This window comes from Pseudonocardia sp. P1, assembly GCF_000178675.2.
Taxonomy (GTDB): Bacteria; Actinomycetota; Actinomycetes; order Mycobacteriales; family Pseudonocardiaceae; genus Pseudonocardia.
The window spans coordinates 133,887-149,840 of record NZ_ADUJ02000001.1 but is presented as its reverse complement, the minus strand read 5'-3'; the positions used below and the strand labels follow the sequence as shown (position 1 = coordinate 149,840).

General features: G+C 73.4%; 12 protein-coding genes. 9 read left to right on the top strand and 3 right to left on the bottom strand.

From position 1 onward, the window contains the following. Positions 1-172: 172 nt before the first annotated feature. Positions 173-1,207: a GDP-mannose 4,6-dehydratase gene (locus PP1_RS00685; RefSeq protein ID WP_010232889.1), complete on the bottom strand. Its 1,035-nt coding sequence runs from the start codon at positions 1,205-1,207 to the stop codon at positions 173-175. A gap of 292 nt (positions 1,208-1,499) precedes the next feature. Here PP1_RS00685 and PP1_RS00680 point away from each other — a divergent pair, with 292 nt between their 5' ends. The 9 genes from PP1_RS00680 to PP1_RS00640 all read left to right on the top strand — a co-directional run bounded on the left by PP1_RS00680 (position 1,500) and on the right by PP1_RS00640 (position 12,842). After that, a complete protein-coding gene (locus tag PP1_RS00680) occupies positions 1,500-3,254 on the top strand; it encodes an ABC transporter ATP-binding protein (protein ID WP_010232886.1) in 1,755 nt (584 codons plus the stop codon). Beyond that, positions 3,232-5,112, top strand: a complete 1,881-nt coding sequence (locus tag PP1_RS00675; RefSeq protein WP_083697149.1) for an ABC transporter ATP-binding protein — start codon at positions 3,232-3,234, stop codon at positions 5,110-5,112. The genes PP1_RS00680 and PP1_RS00675 overlap by 23 nt, the downstream gene beginning before the upstream one ends. Positions 5,113-5,156: 44 nt before the next feature. Further along, positions 5,157-6,005, top strand: a complete 849-nt coding sequence (locus PP1_RS00670; protein WP_010243780.1) for a metallophosphoesterase family protein — start codon at positions 5,157-5,159, stop codon at positions 6,003-6,005. Continuing rightward, on the top strand, positions 6,002-6,673 hold the full coding sequence (locus PP1_RS00665; RefSeq protein WP_010243779.1) for a 4'-phosphopantetheinyl transferase family protein: 672 nt from the start codon (positions 6,002-6,004) through the stop codon (positions 6,671-6,673). Before PP1_RS00670 ends, PP1_RS00665 begins: the two co-directional genes overlap by 4 nt. Positions 6,674-6,714: 41 nt before the next feature. Then, positions 6,715-8,142 carry a glycosyltransferase gene (locus PP1_RS00660; protein WP_010243778.1) on the top strand — a complete coding sequence of 476 codons (1,428 nt, stop codon included), beginning with the start codon at positions 6,715-6,717 and terminating at the stop codon, positions 8,140-8,142. A gap of 1,097 nt (positions 8,143-9,239) precedes the next feature. Next, entirely contained in the window at positions 9,240-10,646 is a 1,407-nt protein-coding gene (locus tag PP1_RS00655; RefSeq protein WP_010243777.1) for an NAD(P)/FAD-dependent oxidoreductase, read from the top strand. Between the two features lie 146 nt (positions 10,647-10,792). Next, entirely contained in the window at positions 10,793-11,575 is a 783-nt protein-coding gene (locus PP1_RS00650) for an enoyl-CoA hydratase/isomerase family protein (protein ID WP_075314309.1), read from the top strand. A 59-nt stretch (positions 11,576-11,634) separates the two neighbouring features. Then, positions 11,635-12,378, top strand: coding sequence for a 3-oxoacyl-ACP reductase FabG (fabG, locus tag PP1_RS00645; RefSeq protein WP_010234003.1), 744 nt, complete (start codon positions 11,635-11,637; stop codon positions 12,376-12,378). Then, entirely contained in the window at positions 12,375-12,842 is a 468-nt protein-coding gene (locus PP1_RS00640) for a MaoC family dehydratase (RefSeq protein ID WP_010234005.1), read from the top strand. The genes fabG and PP1_RS00640 overlap by 4 nt, the downstream gene beginning before the upstream one ends. A 180-nt stretch (positions 12,843-13,022) precedes the next feature. Here PP1_RS00640 and PP1_RS00635 read toward each other — a convergent pair whose 3' ends face one another. Together PP1_RS00635 and PP1_RS00630 are read right to left on the bottom strand one after the other, a co-directional pair. Beyond that, positions 13,023-14,162 carry an ABC transporter substrate-binding protein gene (locus PP1_RS00635; protein WP_010234008.1) on the bottom strand — a complete coding sequence of 380 codons (1,140 nt, stop codon included), beginning with the start codon at positions 14,160-14,162 and terminating at the stop codon, positions 13,023-13,025. A gap of 46 nt (positions 14,163-14,208) precedes the next feature. Beyond that, on the bottom strand, positions 14,209-15,954 hold the full coding sequence (locus PP1_RS00630) for an ABC transporter permease (protein WP_010234011.1): 1,746 nt from the start codon (positions 15,952-15,954) through the stop codon (positions 14,209-14,211).

Genomic DNA, 15,954 nt, shown 5'->3' with positions numbered 1-15,954 from the left:
CCCAACTCCACCCGTCTCGCAGCCGACGCCCACTCGACAATCGCGCCGGAATTCCGCACACGTCCGGCGGGAACCGAATCGCCGCTCCATTCCGCCGCGCGGCGGAGGAGCTCACCACCGACGATTGTGCGGACGATTCGGGCCGGAAATCCCTAGTGTGTGGCCCGCCGGTTCACCAGTTGGCGGCCAGCAGCAGGTGCCCGTACTCGTTCTCACGGGCCACGTGCTCCAGGTCGGAGTCGACCATCATCCGCATGAGCTCCGGGAAGTCGACCTCCGGCGTCCAGTCCAGCCGACGGCGGGCCCGCACGCTGTCGGCGCACAGCACCTCGACCTCGGCCGGGCGCACGAGCGCCGGGTCGACGACGACGTTGTCCCGCCAGTCCAGCCCGACGTGGTCGAACGCGATCTGCACGGCGTCGCGCACCGAGTGCATCTGCCCGGTCCCGATCACGTAGTCGTCGGCCTCGTCCTGCTGCAGCATCAGGTGCATCGCGCGGACGTAGTCGCCGGCGTAGCCCCAGTCGCGCACCGCGTCGAGGTTGCCCAGCGCGAGGTCGCGCTGCAGGCCGAGCTTGATCCGGGCGACCGCGAGGGAGATCTTGCGGGTGACGAACTCCTGGCCGCGGCGCGGCGACTCGTGGTTGAACAGCATGCCCGACACCGCGTACATCCCGAACGACTCGCGGTAGTTGCGGGTGATGTAGTGGCCGTACGCCTTCGCGGCGCCGTAGGGGCTGCGCGGGTGGAACAGCGTCGTCTCGCGCTGCGGGGTCTCCGCCGCCTTGCCGAACATCTCCGACGACGACGCCTGGTAGAAGCGGATCTGCCCGTCCGGCGACGCGGTCCGCGACGGCGAGAGCCCGGAGACCATGCGGATCGCCTCGAGCATCCGCAGCACGCCCGTGCCGTTGACCTCGGTGACGAGCTCGGCCTGCTGCCACGACATCGGGACGAACGAGATCGCGCCGAGGTTGTAGACCTCGTCGGGCTGCACGGTGTCGACGGCCGAGACCAGGCTGCCCTGGTCCATCAGGTCGCCGTCGACGAAGTCCAGTTCGGACGCCAGCCGGCTGACCCGCGTCTTGCGGGGGTTGGCCTGCCCCCGGATCAGGCCCCAGACCTGGTAGCCCTGCGACAGCAGGTGCTCCGCCAGGTAGGACCCGTCCTGACCGGTGATTCCGGTGATGAGAGCTCGTTTGGACATGGGGATTCCCTTCTCGACCGTTACCGAGCCCGCCCACACGCGTCGACCGGCCGTCGGCACGGCGGCGAATACGCTGTCCGGACGAGAGACACGCCGCACGCTGGCAAGGTCCGTGAGACGGTGTCAACGAATTCTCCGGGGTGTAGGGAATTCACGAGTGCGGCCGCGGAAAATCGTGCGCGGAACTGGTGAATTCCGGGTCCGCGGTCTGGTCGGCTGTGCTGGCCGGTCTGCCACCGGCACCGTCCACCGGGCGGCCCGCGGCGGCCGCCGTGAACCGGGGTGTCCTCACGTGCTGTCGAGACTCGCGCGCGCCCAGCTGCGCGGCTACGCCGGACCGGCGGGCGTGCTCGTCGTCCTCCAGACCGTGCAGATCGCCGGCACGCTGCTGCTGCCGACGCTCGGTGCGGCCCTCATCGACGAGGGGGTGGTCCGGGCCGATCCCGGGCGGATCGCCGAGCTCGGGACGATCATGGCGGGGGTCGCCGTCGCGCAGATCGTCGCGGCGCTGGCCGCGACCGCGCTGGGTGCCCGCACCTCCACCGCGATGGGCCGGGACCTGCGCTCCGCGGTGTTCGGCCGCATCCTCGACTTCTCCGCCCGGGAGGTCGGCCGGTTCGGCACCGCATCGCTGCTGACCCGGACGGTCAACGACGTCCAGCAGGTCCAGAACCTCGCCCGGTCCGGGTTCGGCGTCGTCGTCTCCGCTCCCCTGATGTGCGTGGGCAGCGTCGTGCTCGCGCTGCAGCAGGACGTGCCACTGGCGCTGCTGCTGGTCGTCCTCGTGCTGGTCGTGGGTGTCTGCTTCGGACTCCTGCTGGCCCGGATGGGCACCCTCTACGACCGGATGCAGGTCACCCTCGACGGGCTCGGCCGGCTGCTCCGCGAGTCGATCACCGGGGTGCGGGTGGTCCGCTCGTTCGTCCGCGACGACCACGAACAGCAGCGCTTCACCCGCACCAACGACGCGTTCCTCGACCTCTCCCAGCGGGTCGGCAGGCTGATCGCCACGATGCTGCCGCTGGTGCTGCTGCTGATGAACCTGTTCACGGTCGTCCTGATGTGGGTCGGCGCCCGGCGCATCGACGCGGGCGTCATGCAGCTCGGCGCGCTCAGCGCGTTCCTGTTCTACCTGTCGCTGATCCTCATGTCGGTCGTGATGGTCGCGTTCGTGTTCCTGCAGGTCCCGCGGGCCCGGGTGTGCGCGGGCCGGATCATGGAGGTCCTCGACACCGAACCGGGCGTCCCGGCACCGGCCGACCCGGTCCCGATGCGCGGCCCCACCGGCCGGGTGGAGCTGGACGACGTGGAGTTCCGCTACCCGGGCGCGGAACGCGCCGTCCTGCACGGGATCGGTCTGACCGTCGAGCCCGGGGAGCGGGTCGCGGTGCTGGGCAGCACCGGCAGCGGCAAGACGACCCTGCTGAACCTGGTGCTGCGGCTGGTCGACCCGACCGCGGGCACCGTGCGCGTCGGCGGCACCGACGTGCGCGAGCTCGACCCGGCGGTGCTGACCGGCGCCGTCGGGTTCGTGCCGCAGCGCCCCTACCTGTTCGCCGGCACGGTCGCGAGCAACCTGCGCTTCGGGCGTCCGGACGCGACCGACGACGAGCTCTGGGAGGCGCTGCGCGTCGCTCAGGCCGACGGGTTCGTCGCCCGGATGCCCGGCGGGCTGGACGCCGAGGTCGCGCAGGGCGGCACGACCGTCTCCGGCGGCCAGCGCCAGCGGCTGTGCATCGCCCGCACCCTGCTCCGCCGCCCCGGCGTCTACCTGTTCGACGACTGCTTCTCCGCGCTGGACCAGGCCACCGACGCCGCGCTGCGGGCGGCGCTGGTCCCGTGGACCGCCGGCGCCACCGTGATCACCGTGACCCAGCGGGTCTCCACCGCGCGCGACGCCGGCCGGGTCGTCGTCCTCGACGCCGGGCGGCTCGTCGCCGACGGCACCCACGACGACGTGCTGCGCGACAGCCCGACCTACCGCGAGATCGCGCACTCGCAGCTCACCGAGGAGGACGCCGCCCATGGCCTCGCCGGACGTCACTGAGCAGGACCCGGCCACGCCTGCCGCGGGTGCCGCGGGTGCTGCGGGTGCTGCGGGTGCTGCGGCACCCCCGGGGCCGGGTGACCGCCCGGCCCGCCGGCTCGTCGGGCTGCTGCGGCCGCACCGCAGCCCGGTGGCGCTCGCGCTGCTCACCGGCGTCGCCGGGATCGCGCTCAACGCCGTCGGGCCGCTGCTGCTGGGCCGGGTCACCGACCTCGTCGCCGTCGGGGTGCTCGGGCCGGGCGGGCCCGGCGGCGACGCCGCCGGCAGCCCCGGCCCGGCCACCGGCGTCGACTTCGCGTCGGTCGGCCGGCTGCTGCTGGTCCTGCTCGTGGTCTACGTCGGGGCGTCGCTGTTCACCCTCGCGCAGGGCCGGATCGTCGCGTCCGTGGTGTGGCGGGTGATCCACGACCTGCGGGGCCGGGCGCAGGCGAAGCTGTCCCGGCTCCCGTTGCGGCACTACGACCGGCACCCCGCGGGCGAGACGCTCGGGCGCACCACCAACGACGTCGACAACCTCCAGCAGACCCTGCAGCAGACCCTCGCCGAGCTGATCACCTCGATCCTCTCGCTGGTCGCGATGCTGACGCTGATGGTCGTCATCTCCCCGTCGCTGGCCGTCGTGATGATCCTCAGCGTGCCGGTGTCGGGGCTGCTCGCGACCTGGCTGGGGCGCCGCGCCCACCCGCAGTTCACCGCGCAGTGGGAGGCGAACGGCGCGCTCAACGCGCACGTCGAGGAGGTCTGCACCGGGCACGCCCTCATCCGCGGCCACCACCGCCGTGCCGAGGCGCAGCGCCGGTTCGCCGAGTGCAACGACGCGGTGTACCGCGCGGGGGCGTCGGCCCAGACCTCGTCCGGCGCGATGGAGCCGGTCATGATGTTCGTGGCGAACCTCGGGTACCTGGTGGTCGCCGTCGTCGGGGCCTGGAAGGTGCTCTCCGGCTCGCTCACCCTCGGCGACGTGCAGGCGTTCATCCTCTACGCCCGCCAGTTCAGCCAGCCGATCGTCGAGATCGCCTCGGTGGCCGGGCGGCTGCAGTCGGGGGTGGCCTCGGCGAAGCGGGTGTTCACCCTGCTCGACGCGCCCGAGCAGGAGCCCGAGCCGCGCACCCCGGCGACGCCCGGCGCCCCGGCCGGCCGCGTCGAGTTCCGCCGGGTGTCGTTCCGCTACACCCCGGAGACCCCGCTCATCGAGGACCTGTCGCTGCGCGTCGAGCCGGGCAGCACCGTCGCGATCGTCGGCCCGACGGGCGCGGGCAAGACCACCCTGGGCAACCTGCTGATGCGCTTCTACGAGATCGACGGCGGGACGATCCTGCTGGACGGCACCGACACGGCGACGATGACCCGCGCCGACCTGCGCTCCCGCTTCGGGCTCGTCCTGCAGGACACCTGGCTGTTCGGCGGGACGATCGCGGAGAACATCGCCTACGGCGCGCCGGACGCGACCCGCGGGGACATCGCGGAGGCGGCCCGCGCCACCTGCGTCGACACGTTCGTCCGGACCCTGCCCGACGGCTACGACACCGTCCTCGACGACGACTCCGGCGGCGCCAGCGCCGGGGAGAAGCAGCTGATCACGGTGGCGCGGGCGTTCCTCGCCCGGCCAGCGGTGCTCGTCCTCGACGAGGCCACCAGCGCCGTCGACACCCGCACCGAGCTGCTGATCCAGCGCGCCATGGCCACCCTGCGCACCGGGCGGACCAGCTTCGTCATCGCCCACCGGCTGTCGACGATCCGCGACGCCGACCTGATCGTGGTCATGGAGTCCGGCCGGATCGTCGAGCAGGGCACCCACGACACCTTGCTGCGCGCCGGCGGCGCCTACGCCCGCCTGCACTCCGCCCGCACCCCCTGACCGCTCCCCCTTGACCGCTCCCCGACCGACCCGGGAGGACCACCGTGCCCGAACCCCAGCTGCTGGCCGTCGCCGACCTGCACGTCGTGCACGCCGAGAACCGGGCGCTCGTCGAGTCGCTGCGCCCGTCGTCGGACGGCGACTGGCTGATCGTCGCCGGTGACGTCGGCGAGATGTACGCCGACATCGAGGCCACGCTGCGCCTGCTCGCCGGCCGCTTCGCGCGCGTCGTCTGGACCCCCGGCAACCACGACCTCTGGACCCACCCGCAGGACCCCTGCACGCTGCGCGGCGACGCGCGCTACCGGGCGCTCGTCGAGACCTGCCGCGGCCTGGGCGTCGACACCCCGGAGGACCCGTACCCGGTGTGGGACGGCCCGGGCGGGCCGGTCGCGGTGGCGCCGCTGTTCGTGGGCTACGACTACTCCTTCCACGCCCCCGGTGCGACGACGGCGGCCGAGTCGCTGCGGATCGCGCACGACGCGGGCGTCGTGTGCTCCGACGAGTTCCTCCTGCACCCGGACCCCTACCCGGACCGCGCCACCTGGTGCCGCCGCCGGGCCGCGATCACCGAACGCCGGCTGGCGGCGGTCGACCCGGACCTGCCGACGGTGCTGGTGAACCACTGGCCACTGCTGCGCCACCCCACGCGGGTGCTGCGGTACCCGGAGTTCGCGCAGTGGTGCGGCACCGAGCTGACCGCCGACTGGCACGTCCGGTTCCGCGCCGCCGCCGTCGTCTACGGCCACCTGCACATCCCCCGCGTCACCTACCACGACGGGGTCCGCTTCGAGGAGGTCTCGGTGGGCTATCCCCGCGAGTGGCGGCCCCGGCCGCCCCGGGAGCCGCTGCGCGCGGTGCTGCCCGCGCCGGTCGCCGGAGGTGTGCGGTGATCGAGCAGGTGCTGCCCGGCCGGGTCGTCACCGAGTGCGCCTACGACGACGAGGAGCACCCCGGCGAGGGCCTGTTCCCGCAGGAGCAGGAGCTCGTCGCGCGGGCCGTGGAGTCCCGGCGGCGCGAGTTCACCACGGTGCGCAGGCTCGCCCGCCGCGCTCTGGGGAGGCTCGGCCGCTCCCCCGCCCCGATCCTGCCGAACCGTCGCGGGGCCCCGCAGTGGCCGTCCGGCGTGGTCGGGAGCATGACGCACTGCGCCGGGTACCGGGCGGCGGCCGTGTCCCCGGCCGCCGAGTCCGCCGCGGTGAGCATCGACGCCGAGCCGGACGCGCCGCTGCCCGACGGCGTCCTCGAGACGGTCACCCTGCCCTCCGAGCGCGCCCTGCTCGACGGCCTCGCCCGGCGCCGCCCGGGGACGGCGTGGGACCGGATGTACTTCAGCGCCAAGGAGAGCGTCTTCAAGGCGTGGTACCCGCTGACCGGCCGCGAGCTGGACTTCGACGAGGCCGAGATCGTGTTCGACGCCGGCGCCGGCACCTTCTCCGCCCGCCTGCTCGTCCCGGGGCCGCTGGTCCACGGCGAGCGGGTGACCGTGTTCCCGGGGCGCTGGCACACCGGCCACGGCCTGCTCGTCACCGGGGTGCACCTTCCGGCACCGCAGCCGTGACTCCGGGGGTTTCCCGGCCCGGTCGGTGGTGGGCTGGGCCCATGGAGCAGACCACGGGCACGCGGCCGGCCGACGACGCCGCGCAGCAGGCGGACGGGGCCGGCGCGCAGCCGATCCTGTTCTGCTGCACCCATTCCACCGGGGAGGCCGCCACCAGCCTCGTCCTGGCCGGCGAGCTGGCCCGGCGCGGCGTGCCGGACCTCGTGTTCGCCGCCGACGAGAACCTGCGCGGCCCGGTCGGCGAGCTCGCCGACCGGAGCGCCGTCGAGTTCGTCTCCCTGGGACCGGTGAACCCGGACCTGGCGCTCACCATGATCGACGACGCGACCTACGCCCGGATCCACCAGCGCTCCCGCGTCCGCGGTCTGCGCGCGCGGGCCCGGCAGCTCTTCGACGTCGACCACCTCATGCAGCGCTACCAGGCGCTCGACGAGGTGGTCGAGCGCGTCCGCCCCGCCCTCATGGTGATCAACCGGTTCGCGACGCACGCCGTGCAGGTCGCGCTGACCCGCGGCATCCCCTACGTCATCACCGCGCCGTGCCTGCTCAGCAGCCTCGTCGAGCACGACCTGCCCCGCGGGTTCCCGCCGCCGTCGTCCGGGCTGCCGCTGCACCGCACCCGCCGCCAGGAGCTGGAACGGATCTGGTTCGGGATCGGCACCGGCACCCTGTTCCTCGACCGCTCGGTGTTCCGCAAGGCCGTCCGGCTGCACCGCGGGATGGGCGAGCTCGGGATCGACCCGCGCACCCTGCGCGTCCCCGTGCAGAACGCGGGCGCCCGCTCGATGCTCTGCTTCTCGGTCCCCGGGGTCGACTACCCGCTGCCGGTCCCCGACCGGGTCCGGATGGTGGGAGCCCTCGTCCCCCCGGTCCGCCACGACGAGCGCGACGCCGGCGTCGCGGAGTGGCTCGACGCGCACCCGTCCACCGTGTACCTGGCCTTCGGCTCGATCACCCGGATGACGGCGGACCAGGTCCGGTCGGTCGTCGAGCTGGCCCGCAGGCTCGGCGACGACCACGGCGTCCTCTGGGTCCTGCGCGCCGACCAGCAGCGCTTCCTCCCCGATCCCGCCGACCGGCCCGCGAACCTGAAGGTCGTGGACTGGCTCCACTCCCAGCACGCGGTGCTGGAGCACCCGCACGTGCGGGCGTTCTTCACCCACGGCGGCAGCAACAGCATCCACGAGAGCCTCTGGTTCGGGACGCCGGTCCTCGTCCGCCCGACCAACGTCGACCAGTACGACCACGCGGTGCGGGCGACCGACACCGGCATCGGCCTGGCCGTCGACCGGCCCGACCTCGTCGACGTCGACGACGTCCACGCCAAGCTCCAGCGCCTGCTCCGCGAGCCCGCGTTCACCGAGCGCGCCCGCGAGCTCGGCGACGTCCAGCGCGCCGCCGGCGGCCTCGACACCGCCGCCGACGCCGTCCTGGCCGAGCTGGGGAACCGTCACCCGGCCACCCCCTGACCCCCGCCACCACCGGATCAGAACCGCGCCGAGCGGCCCCGTCAGGCACATGCCGAGCGCCGGAGCCGCACGGTTTCCGTGGTTCCGGCGCACGCTGCCAATCTTCCGCACAAGTTGACGGTTTCCCGCACAGACTCTGTTCCGTGCGGCAGCCCCACACCCTGTGCGGCGGCCCGCATCCTGTGCGATTCCGCCTTGATCTGAGCGGCTGCACGCCGTTGTAGGGCGGGGGGTGCGCCCTGGCGGCAGCGTCCGGGCGGCACATCGACGGAATCCGCACAGCATGCCCGTACTCGCACAGGATGCGGGCCGCCGCACAGCTTGCCCCGCACCCGCACAGGTCACCGGCACTCGGCACTCGGCACAGCTTGCCCCGCACCCGCACGAGTCACCCGGCACCCGCACAGGTTGCCCAGCACCCGCACGGATCCTGACTTGTGCGGTGTGTCCACGGTCTGTGCGGCCACGTCAGATCCTGTGCGGCTCTACGTACCGTGTGCCCGCGCGCTGCGCTCAACTGGCTCGTGCCCGAGCTCAATGCCGGTGCCGGCGCCGGCGCCGGTGCCGGTGCCGGATCCGGGCCACGCGCCACGCGCCACGCGCCACGCGCCACACGCCGCCACGCCCTACGCCCCACACCCGCACCGCACCGCACCGCACATCTTGCGCTGCGCCCGCACAGGATCTGTCCTGTGCGGTGGCCCAACCGTGTGTGCGATCAGCCCGGAGCCTGTGCGGTTCCCGCCGGGCGGCCTGCGGCACGGACGGTGCGCGCGGAGCTGCGCGCCGACGGCCGCTCCAGGGCTCGCGGTGGCGCTCGCGCCAGGCCTCGCCAGGACGGTGCGCCGCCGTCACTGCGAAGGTCCGCCCGATCGGCGGAGCCCGGCACCCCGGTCGGACCGGCCATGCTCAGGCGTCAGGGGCTCGCACGATCGCCCACACCGGGACCTCGCACGGGACCCGGCACCGGATGTGCTCCGTGGGCACAGCGGATGTGCCGGACGCGCGTCAGGTTCTCGCCTGGTGGACAGCGGAGCGGAGTCCTCGGGTGCGCCGGGCCGGCCCGGCGCGGACGAAGGACGAAGGGACACCGCACGATGACCCGTCCACCGCGGTTCCCGTTCGGGCGCGCAGCCCCGGGCGCACCAGACGGCCTGCCGCACGTCGTCGTCGTGGGAGCCGGGTTCGCCGGGCACGCCGCGGCCAAGGGCCTGATACGCCGGCTCCGCGGGCGGGCCCGGATCACCGTGATCGACCAGCAGGACCACTTCGTGTACCTGCCGCTGCTGCCCGAGGTCGCGGTCGGGACGCTCGAGCCCCGCCGGATCGCGGTGTCGCTGAGCCGGTCGCTGCGCGGGGCGGAGATCGTGCTCGGGACCGTCGAGCGGATCGACGTCGACACCCGCACCGTCGCCTGGCGCGATCCGGACGGCGGTCACGGGCAGATCCGCTACGACCGTCTCCTGCTGGCCGCGGGCAGCGTCAACGCGCTGCTCCCGATACCGGGGGTGGCGGAGAACGCGCACGGCTTCCGCAGCATCCCCGAGGCGCTGTACCTGCGCGACCACATGGTCCGCCAGATCGAGATCGCAGCGACCATCGACGACGCCGCCGAGCGCCGGGCCCGGCTGACCTTCGTCACCGTCGGTGCGGGCTACACCGGGACCGAGCTCGCCGCGCAGGGCGCGATGCTGACGGCGTTGTTGGCCCGCGACCGTCCGGCGCTGCGCGGGACACCGGTCCGGTGGATCCTGATCGACCGGGCGTCGCGGGTGCTGCCCGAGCTCGACCGCAGACTGTCCCGCACCGCGGACCGGGTCCTGCGGCGGCGCGGGGTGGAGATCCGCACCGGGGAGTCGGTCGCCGAAGCCGCACCGGGACGGGTGCGCCTGACCTCCGGCGAGATGATCGACACGCGGACGCTGGTCTGGTGCGTGGGGGTGCGGCCCGACCCGCTCGTCGCCGACCTGGGCCTCCCGACCGACCGCGGACGCCTGGTGGTCGGGACCGACCTGCGGGTTCCCGGGCGGCCCGAGATCCACGGCTGCGGCGACGCGTCCGCGGTCCCGGACGTGACCCGCGGTGGCACCCCGACCGCCATGACCGCCCAGCACGCCACCCGGCAGGGCGCGCTCGCCGCGCGGAACGTGGCCGCGTCACTGGGCTACGGCGAACCCGGCACCTACGCGCACCACGACCTGGGCTTCGTCGTCGAGCTCGGGGGCGCCGACGCGGCCGCGAACCCGCTGGGTGTCCCGCTGTCCGGGCTCGCGGCCACGGTCGTCACCCGCGGGTACCACCTGCTGTCGATGCCGGGGAACCGGCTGCGGGTCGCGACCGACTGGCTGCTCGACGCCGTCACCGGACGGCAGGCGGTGCAGCTCGGGGTGATCCGTGCCGAGCACGTGCCGCTGGAGACGGCCGAACCGCACGCTCCCGACGGTCCCGCGACGGCGGCCGACGTCGAGCCGGTCGACCGTCCCGGCCGCACAGGCTCGGCGTGAGCCGCACAGGTTCTGGGCGTCCCGCACGAGACAGGACCTGTGCGGAGAGCCGACAGCAGCCGACGGTCTGTGCGGGAAGCCGACAGCATGTGCGGTGGCGGGAGGTACTCGACCCCACCCACCCCGTCGACTACATTCTATAGAGTGTGACACCAGCTCCCGAGGATCCGCTCACCGTCGACGGCTCGGCCGGCGTGACCACGCTCCGTCTGCAGCGCCCGCACCGCCGCAACGCGCTCGACCACACCCTGCTCGAACGCCTCCTGTCCGAGCTCGGCGCGGCTGCCCGGCGCGGTGACGCCGCCGTCGTCCTGACGGGCGGGGACTCCTACTTCTCCTCCGGTGGCGACGTCGGCTCGATGCCCTCCGCCGCCGACGGGCTGTTCGGCCCCGCCTCCCGGCTCGCCCTCGTCCACGAGGTCGTCGAGACGATCGTGCGGACCGACGTCGTGGTGGTCGCCGCCGTCGAGGGCTACGCCGTCGGTGCGGCCTGGGGCCTGGTGCTGTCCTGCGATCTCGTCGTCGCCGCCGACGACGCGTTCTTCGCCGCCCCGTTCGCCGCGCGCGGCCTCACCGCCGACGCCGGTACCGCCTACCACCTCCCCCGCCGCCTCGGCCCGCAGCGCGCGGCCCGCCACCTGCTGCTCGGCGAGCGGCTCAGCGCCCCGGCCGCGGCCGACGCCGGCCTGGTGAGCGAGGTCGTTCCCGCCGGGACGGCGACGGCGCGGGCCGCGGAGATCGCCGCGCGGCTGGCGGCCGGGCCCCGCGAGTCCAACGCCCTGACCAAGCGTCTCGCGGCCCGCACCCACGCGGGCCTGGCCGACTTCCTCGCCTCGGAGCGGGTGGCCGTGTCGCTGGCCGGCCAGGGCCCGGACGCCGCCGAGGGCCGGGCGGCCTTCACCGAGCGCCGCGAACCCCGCTTCACCTGACTCCCCCGGGTGCCGTGGCCCCGCCACGCGACCGGGAACCGACCAGAGAGAGGACCGGAATGACCGCACTGCTGGAGGGCCGCACCGCCGTCGTGACAGGGGGTGCCCAGGGCATCGGGCTCGCCATCGCGCGCACCTACGTCGAGCACGGCGCCCGCGTCGTGCTCGGCGACCTCGACGAGGCCGCCGCCCGCGCCGCCGCGAAGGAGCTCGGCGGGGAGGAGGTCGCCGTCGGCGTCCGCTGCGACGTCGTCTCCGCCGAGGAGGTCGCCGCGCTGATCGACACCGCGGTGACGACGTTCGGCTCGCTCGACGTCTTCGTCAACAACGCCGGGATCACCCGCGACGCCACGATGCGCACCATGTCGGAGGACGACTTCGACCTGGTGATCCAGGTCCACCTCAAGGGCACCTGGAACGGCACCCGGCTCGCCGCCGCACGGATGCGGGAGCAGAAGTCCGGCGCGATCGTGAACATCAGCTCGCTGTCCGGGAAGGTCGGGATGGTCGGGCAGACCAACTACTCGGCGGCGAAGGCCGGGATCGTCGGGCTCACGAAGGCCGCGGCCAAGGAGATGGCGCACCACGGCGTGCGGGTCAACGCGATCCAGCCGGGCCTGATCCGGTCGGCGATGACCGAGGCGATGCCGCAGAAGGCGTGGGACCAGAAGATGTCCGAGATCCCGATGCAGCGGGTCGGTGAGATCGACGAGGTCGCGAACGTGGCGCTGTTCTACGCGTCGTCGCTGTCGTCGTACATGACGGGCACGACGGCCGAGGTCACCGGCGGGCGGTTCATGTGACGGGCGGCCCGCTCGTCGTCTCCACCCGGGACGGGCTCGACGCCGCGATCGGCGCCGAGCTCGGCCCGGGGCCGTGGACCACCGTGGACCAGGACCGCATCGACGCGTTCGCCGCGGCGACCGGCGACCACCAGTGGATCCACGTCGACCGCGAGCGGGCCGCGTCCGGGCCCTACGGCCGCACGATCGCGCACGGCCAGCTCACGCTGTCGCTGATCTCCGCGCTGGCCGGCGACCTGTACCGGTTCGAGCTGGGGACGGCGCGGCTCAACTACGGCTGGGACCGGGTCCGGTTCCCGGCGCCGGTCCCGGTGGGGTCCCGCGTCCGGCTGCACGCGACGGTCGCGGACGCCGAGCCCCGCGACCGCGGCGTCCTCGTCGCGATCGACTTCACCGTGGAGCTGGAGCACTCACCACGCCCCGCATGCGCGGCCCGCAAACTCTCCCTGATCCTCCTGGACTGATCACCGACCACGACACGCTCACCGGTTCCGCCGGCGCTCGCCCGATCGCGTGCGCGTCGACGGAACCGGTGAGCGTCCGTGGGGAGGGCGGGCCGGGCGGGCGGGTGGGTGGGTGGGTGGGCGCAGGAATACAGACGCCCCGGTCCTGTCGGACCGGGGCGTCCCGTGGGGTGGACCGGGTCAGCCGTTGAAGCCGAAGGTCTGGTTCCAGCGCCGGACGATGTCGGCGCCCTCGGTCTCCGCCTGCTCCGGGCTGTAGACGACGAACGACGGGTCGTCGGCCTTCGGGAGCCGGTAGTCACCGGTCGGGACCTGTTCGATGTCGGTGCGGGCCCCGATGAACCCCTGCGCGGCGGCGAACTGCTGGCCCGACTTCGACCAGGTCCAGTTCATGAACAGCTTCGCGGCCGGGCTGTCCTGCCCGGTACTGGTCAGGCCCTGCATGTTGAAGGTGCCGGACACGCCCTCCTCGGGCACGACGAGCTTGATCGGCGCCCCGGACCGCTCCGCGCCGTAGGTGCTGTTGAAGCCGGCCGTCGCGATCTCGATCTCGCCGCGGGCGAGTGCCTCCAGCTGCACCGAGGTGGTGTCGAAGATCCGCGGCTGCTGCGCGGCGAGCCCGGCCCAGTAGTCCGGGCCGATGACGTCCTCCTGGAACGCGGCCAGGCCCTGCACGGTGCCGCCCGCCCCGGCGTTGACGACGCCCATGCGGCCCTTCCACCGCGGGTCCAGCAGGTCGTTCCAGCTGGACGGGACGTTCCCGGCCTCGACGGCCCGGTTGTTGTAGGCGAACGCGTAGGCCGAGTAGTACGACGTGTAGTAGGCCCCGCCGTCCCACGTCACGTTCTCGGTGCCGGTCAGCGTGTCGTGGGTCGGCATCTCGGTGTAGGGCACGAACACGTCCTGCTCGGCGAGGCCCTCGGCGAGCAGCGGGTCGGTGATCGTGACGACGCCCGCCGACAGCCGCCCGGCCCCGGCCTCGCTGAGCACCCGCTCGTTGAGCTTCGCCGACGGCATCCGCGTCACCTCGACCTGGACGCCGGTCTCCGCGGTGAACCGGTCCGCGGTCAGCTCGGCGCTCTCGCTGCCGGACCCGGTGAACCAGACGAGCGTGTCGCCGCGGGCGGCCTCCAGCAGGGCGGCGTCGGCGACCTGCTCGCCGTCGACGACGAGGCCGTTCGCGTCGTCCATGGCGGGCAGCGCGAGCATCCCCTCGGTGACGGTGTCGGTGCCGCCGCCACCTCCCCCGCCGCAGCCTGCGAGCAGCAGGCCGCCCGCGGCGAGTGCGGCGACCAGGCCGCTCGTGCGTGTCCTCTTCATGGGTCAGCTCCTTTGCCGGGACGGACGCCGTCGTCCGCCGGTGTGACTACCGCGCGAGGCGGCGGGGGATGTAGGACAGGACGAACATGAAGGCGGTGTAGATGACGCTCATCGCCGCGGCCTCGCGCAGCGCGCCGCCGTTCTCGAACGCGTCGTAGATCGCGATCGAGAGGATCTCGGTGTCGCTGGTGTAGAGGAACAGCGGCACGGTCAGCTCGCGCATGCTGAGCATGAGCAGCAGCAGGAACGTCGACAGCAGGCCCACCTTCATCAGCGGCACCGTCACGCTGGTGACCGCACGGGCCCGGTGCGCACCGAGCATCACCGCGGAGTCCTCGAGGTCGCGGTCGGTCGCGAGGATCGAGGAGGCGACGCCGCGGAAGCCCTGCGGCGACTGCACCGCCAGGAACGCGATGACGAGGACGGCGAGGGTGCCGTAGAGCGGGACCGGCATGACCAGCCAGGTCCACAGCAGGCCCATGCCGAGCACGACGGCCGGCAGCGCCAGCGGGATCATCGAGATCCCCTCGACCAGCGACCGCCCGGTCGCCCGGGTGCGGTAGACGAGGTAGCCGCACAGGAACGCCAGCACCACGCCGGCACTCGCCGCGAACACGCTGACGACCAGGCTGTGCCAGGCCGCCTCCTGGAAGCTCGACGAGACCAGCACGTCGGAGAACGAGCTGAAGTCGAGCCCGCCCGGCTCTGCGAGCTGGGTCAGCGAGGTCAGGTAGGGCGAGCTCTGACCGGCGACGGTCACGAGCGCCAGCACCGGCAGCACGATCGACAGCGCGAAGAAGCCCAGGACGGCGACGAGCGCCGGGATCCGGGCCCGGCCCAGCGCGACCTTCTTCTGCCGGACGCCCTTGCCGGTCACCGTGGTGAACGACCGCTTCGCCAGCATCCGCTGCTGCAGCCAGGTGGCGAGCAGCACGACGGCGACGAGCACGACCGCGATCGCGGCGCTCTCGTTGCCCCGCGACGGGCTGGTGTTGAGCAGCCGGAAGATCAGCGTCGGGAGGGTGTCCACGCCGCCCGGTGTGCCGAGGACCTGCGCGACCGGGAAGTTCTCGAAGACCAGGATGAAGGTCAGCATCGCCGAGCCGATGAGCGCCGGGGTGGCGAGCGGGAACGAGACCAGGCCCAGCATCCGGCGCGACGTCGCGCCGTGCACCCGCGCGGCCTCCTCCAGGTCCGGGCTCATCATCGACATCGCGCCGTGCACCAGCAGGAAGGTGTAGGGCGAGTAGTACATCGCGAAGACGACGATCATCCCCGGCACGGAGTACATGTCGAGTGGCAGGGAGAGTCCGAGGTCGGCCTGCGCGATGTTGAGCAGGCCGGCGTTGGGGCCGCCGAGCATGGACCAGGCCAGCGCGCCGACGTAGGACGGCAGGAAGATCGGCATCAGGCCGACCAGGTAGACGAAGCGCGGGACCGGGATGTCGCTGCGCGCGGCGAGGAACGCCAGCGACCCGCCGATGAGGCAGGCCAGCGCCGTCGACACGACGCCGATCACCATCGAGTTCCCGAACGCCGTCAGCGTCTGCGGGTCGGTGAACACCCCGAAGTTGCCGAGCGTGAGGTCCCAGGTGATGTTCCCGGGGCGGGGGACGTCCACGCTGAACGCCGCGAGCAGCACCATCGCCGCGGGCAGCACGATGAGCACCGCCAGCACGACCAGGACGAGGACGGTCGGCAGCCGGAGCCGGCGCCGCCTCGTGCGTGCGCGCGGCGGGGGCGCCGCCGTGTCCCCCGCGCCGGTGCGGGGCGGGTCCTGCAGGATCGCCAC

What these genes read in the sequence shown, in the direction of transcription:
- PP1_RS00655 (WP_010243777.1), top strand. Translation starts at nt 9,240, where the DNA reads ATGACCCGTCCACCGCGGTTCCCGTTCGGGCGCGCAGCCCCGGGCGCA.
- PP1_RS00635 (WP_010234008.1), bottom strand. Translation starts at nt 14,162, where the DNA reads ATGAAGAGGACACGCACGAGCGGCCTGGTCGCCGCACTCGCCGCGGGC.
- PP1_RS00675 (WP_083697149.1), top strand. Translation starts at nt 3,232, where the DNA reads ATGGCCTCGCCGGACGTCACTGAGCAGGACCCGGCCACGCCTGCCGCG.
- PP1_RS00685 (WP_010232889.1), bottom strand. Translation starts at nt 1,207, where the DNA reads ATGTCCAAACGAGCTCTCATCACCGGAATCACCGGTCAGGACGGGTCC.
- fabG (WP_010234003.1), top strand. Translation starts at nt 11,635, where the DNA reads ATGACCGCACTGCTGGAGGGCCGCACCGCCGTCGTGACAGGGGGTGCC.
- PP1_RS00660 (WP_010243778.1), top strand. Translation starts at nt 6,715, where the DNA reads ATGGAGCAGACCACGGGCACGCGGCCGGCCGACGACGCCGCGCAGCAG.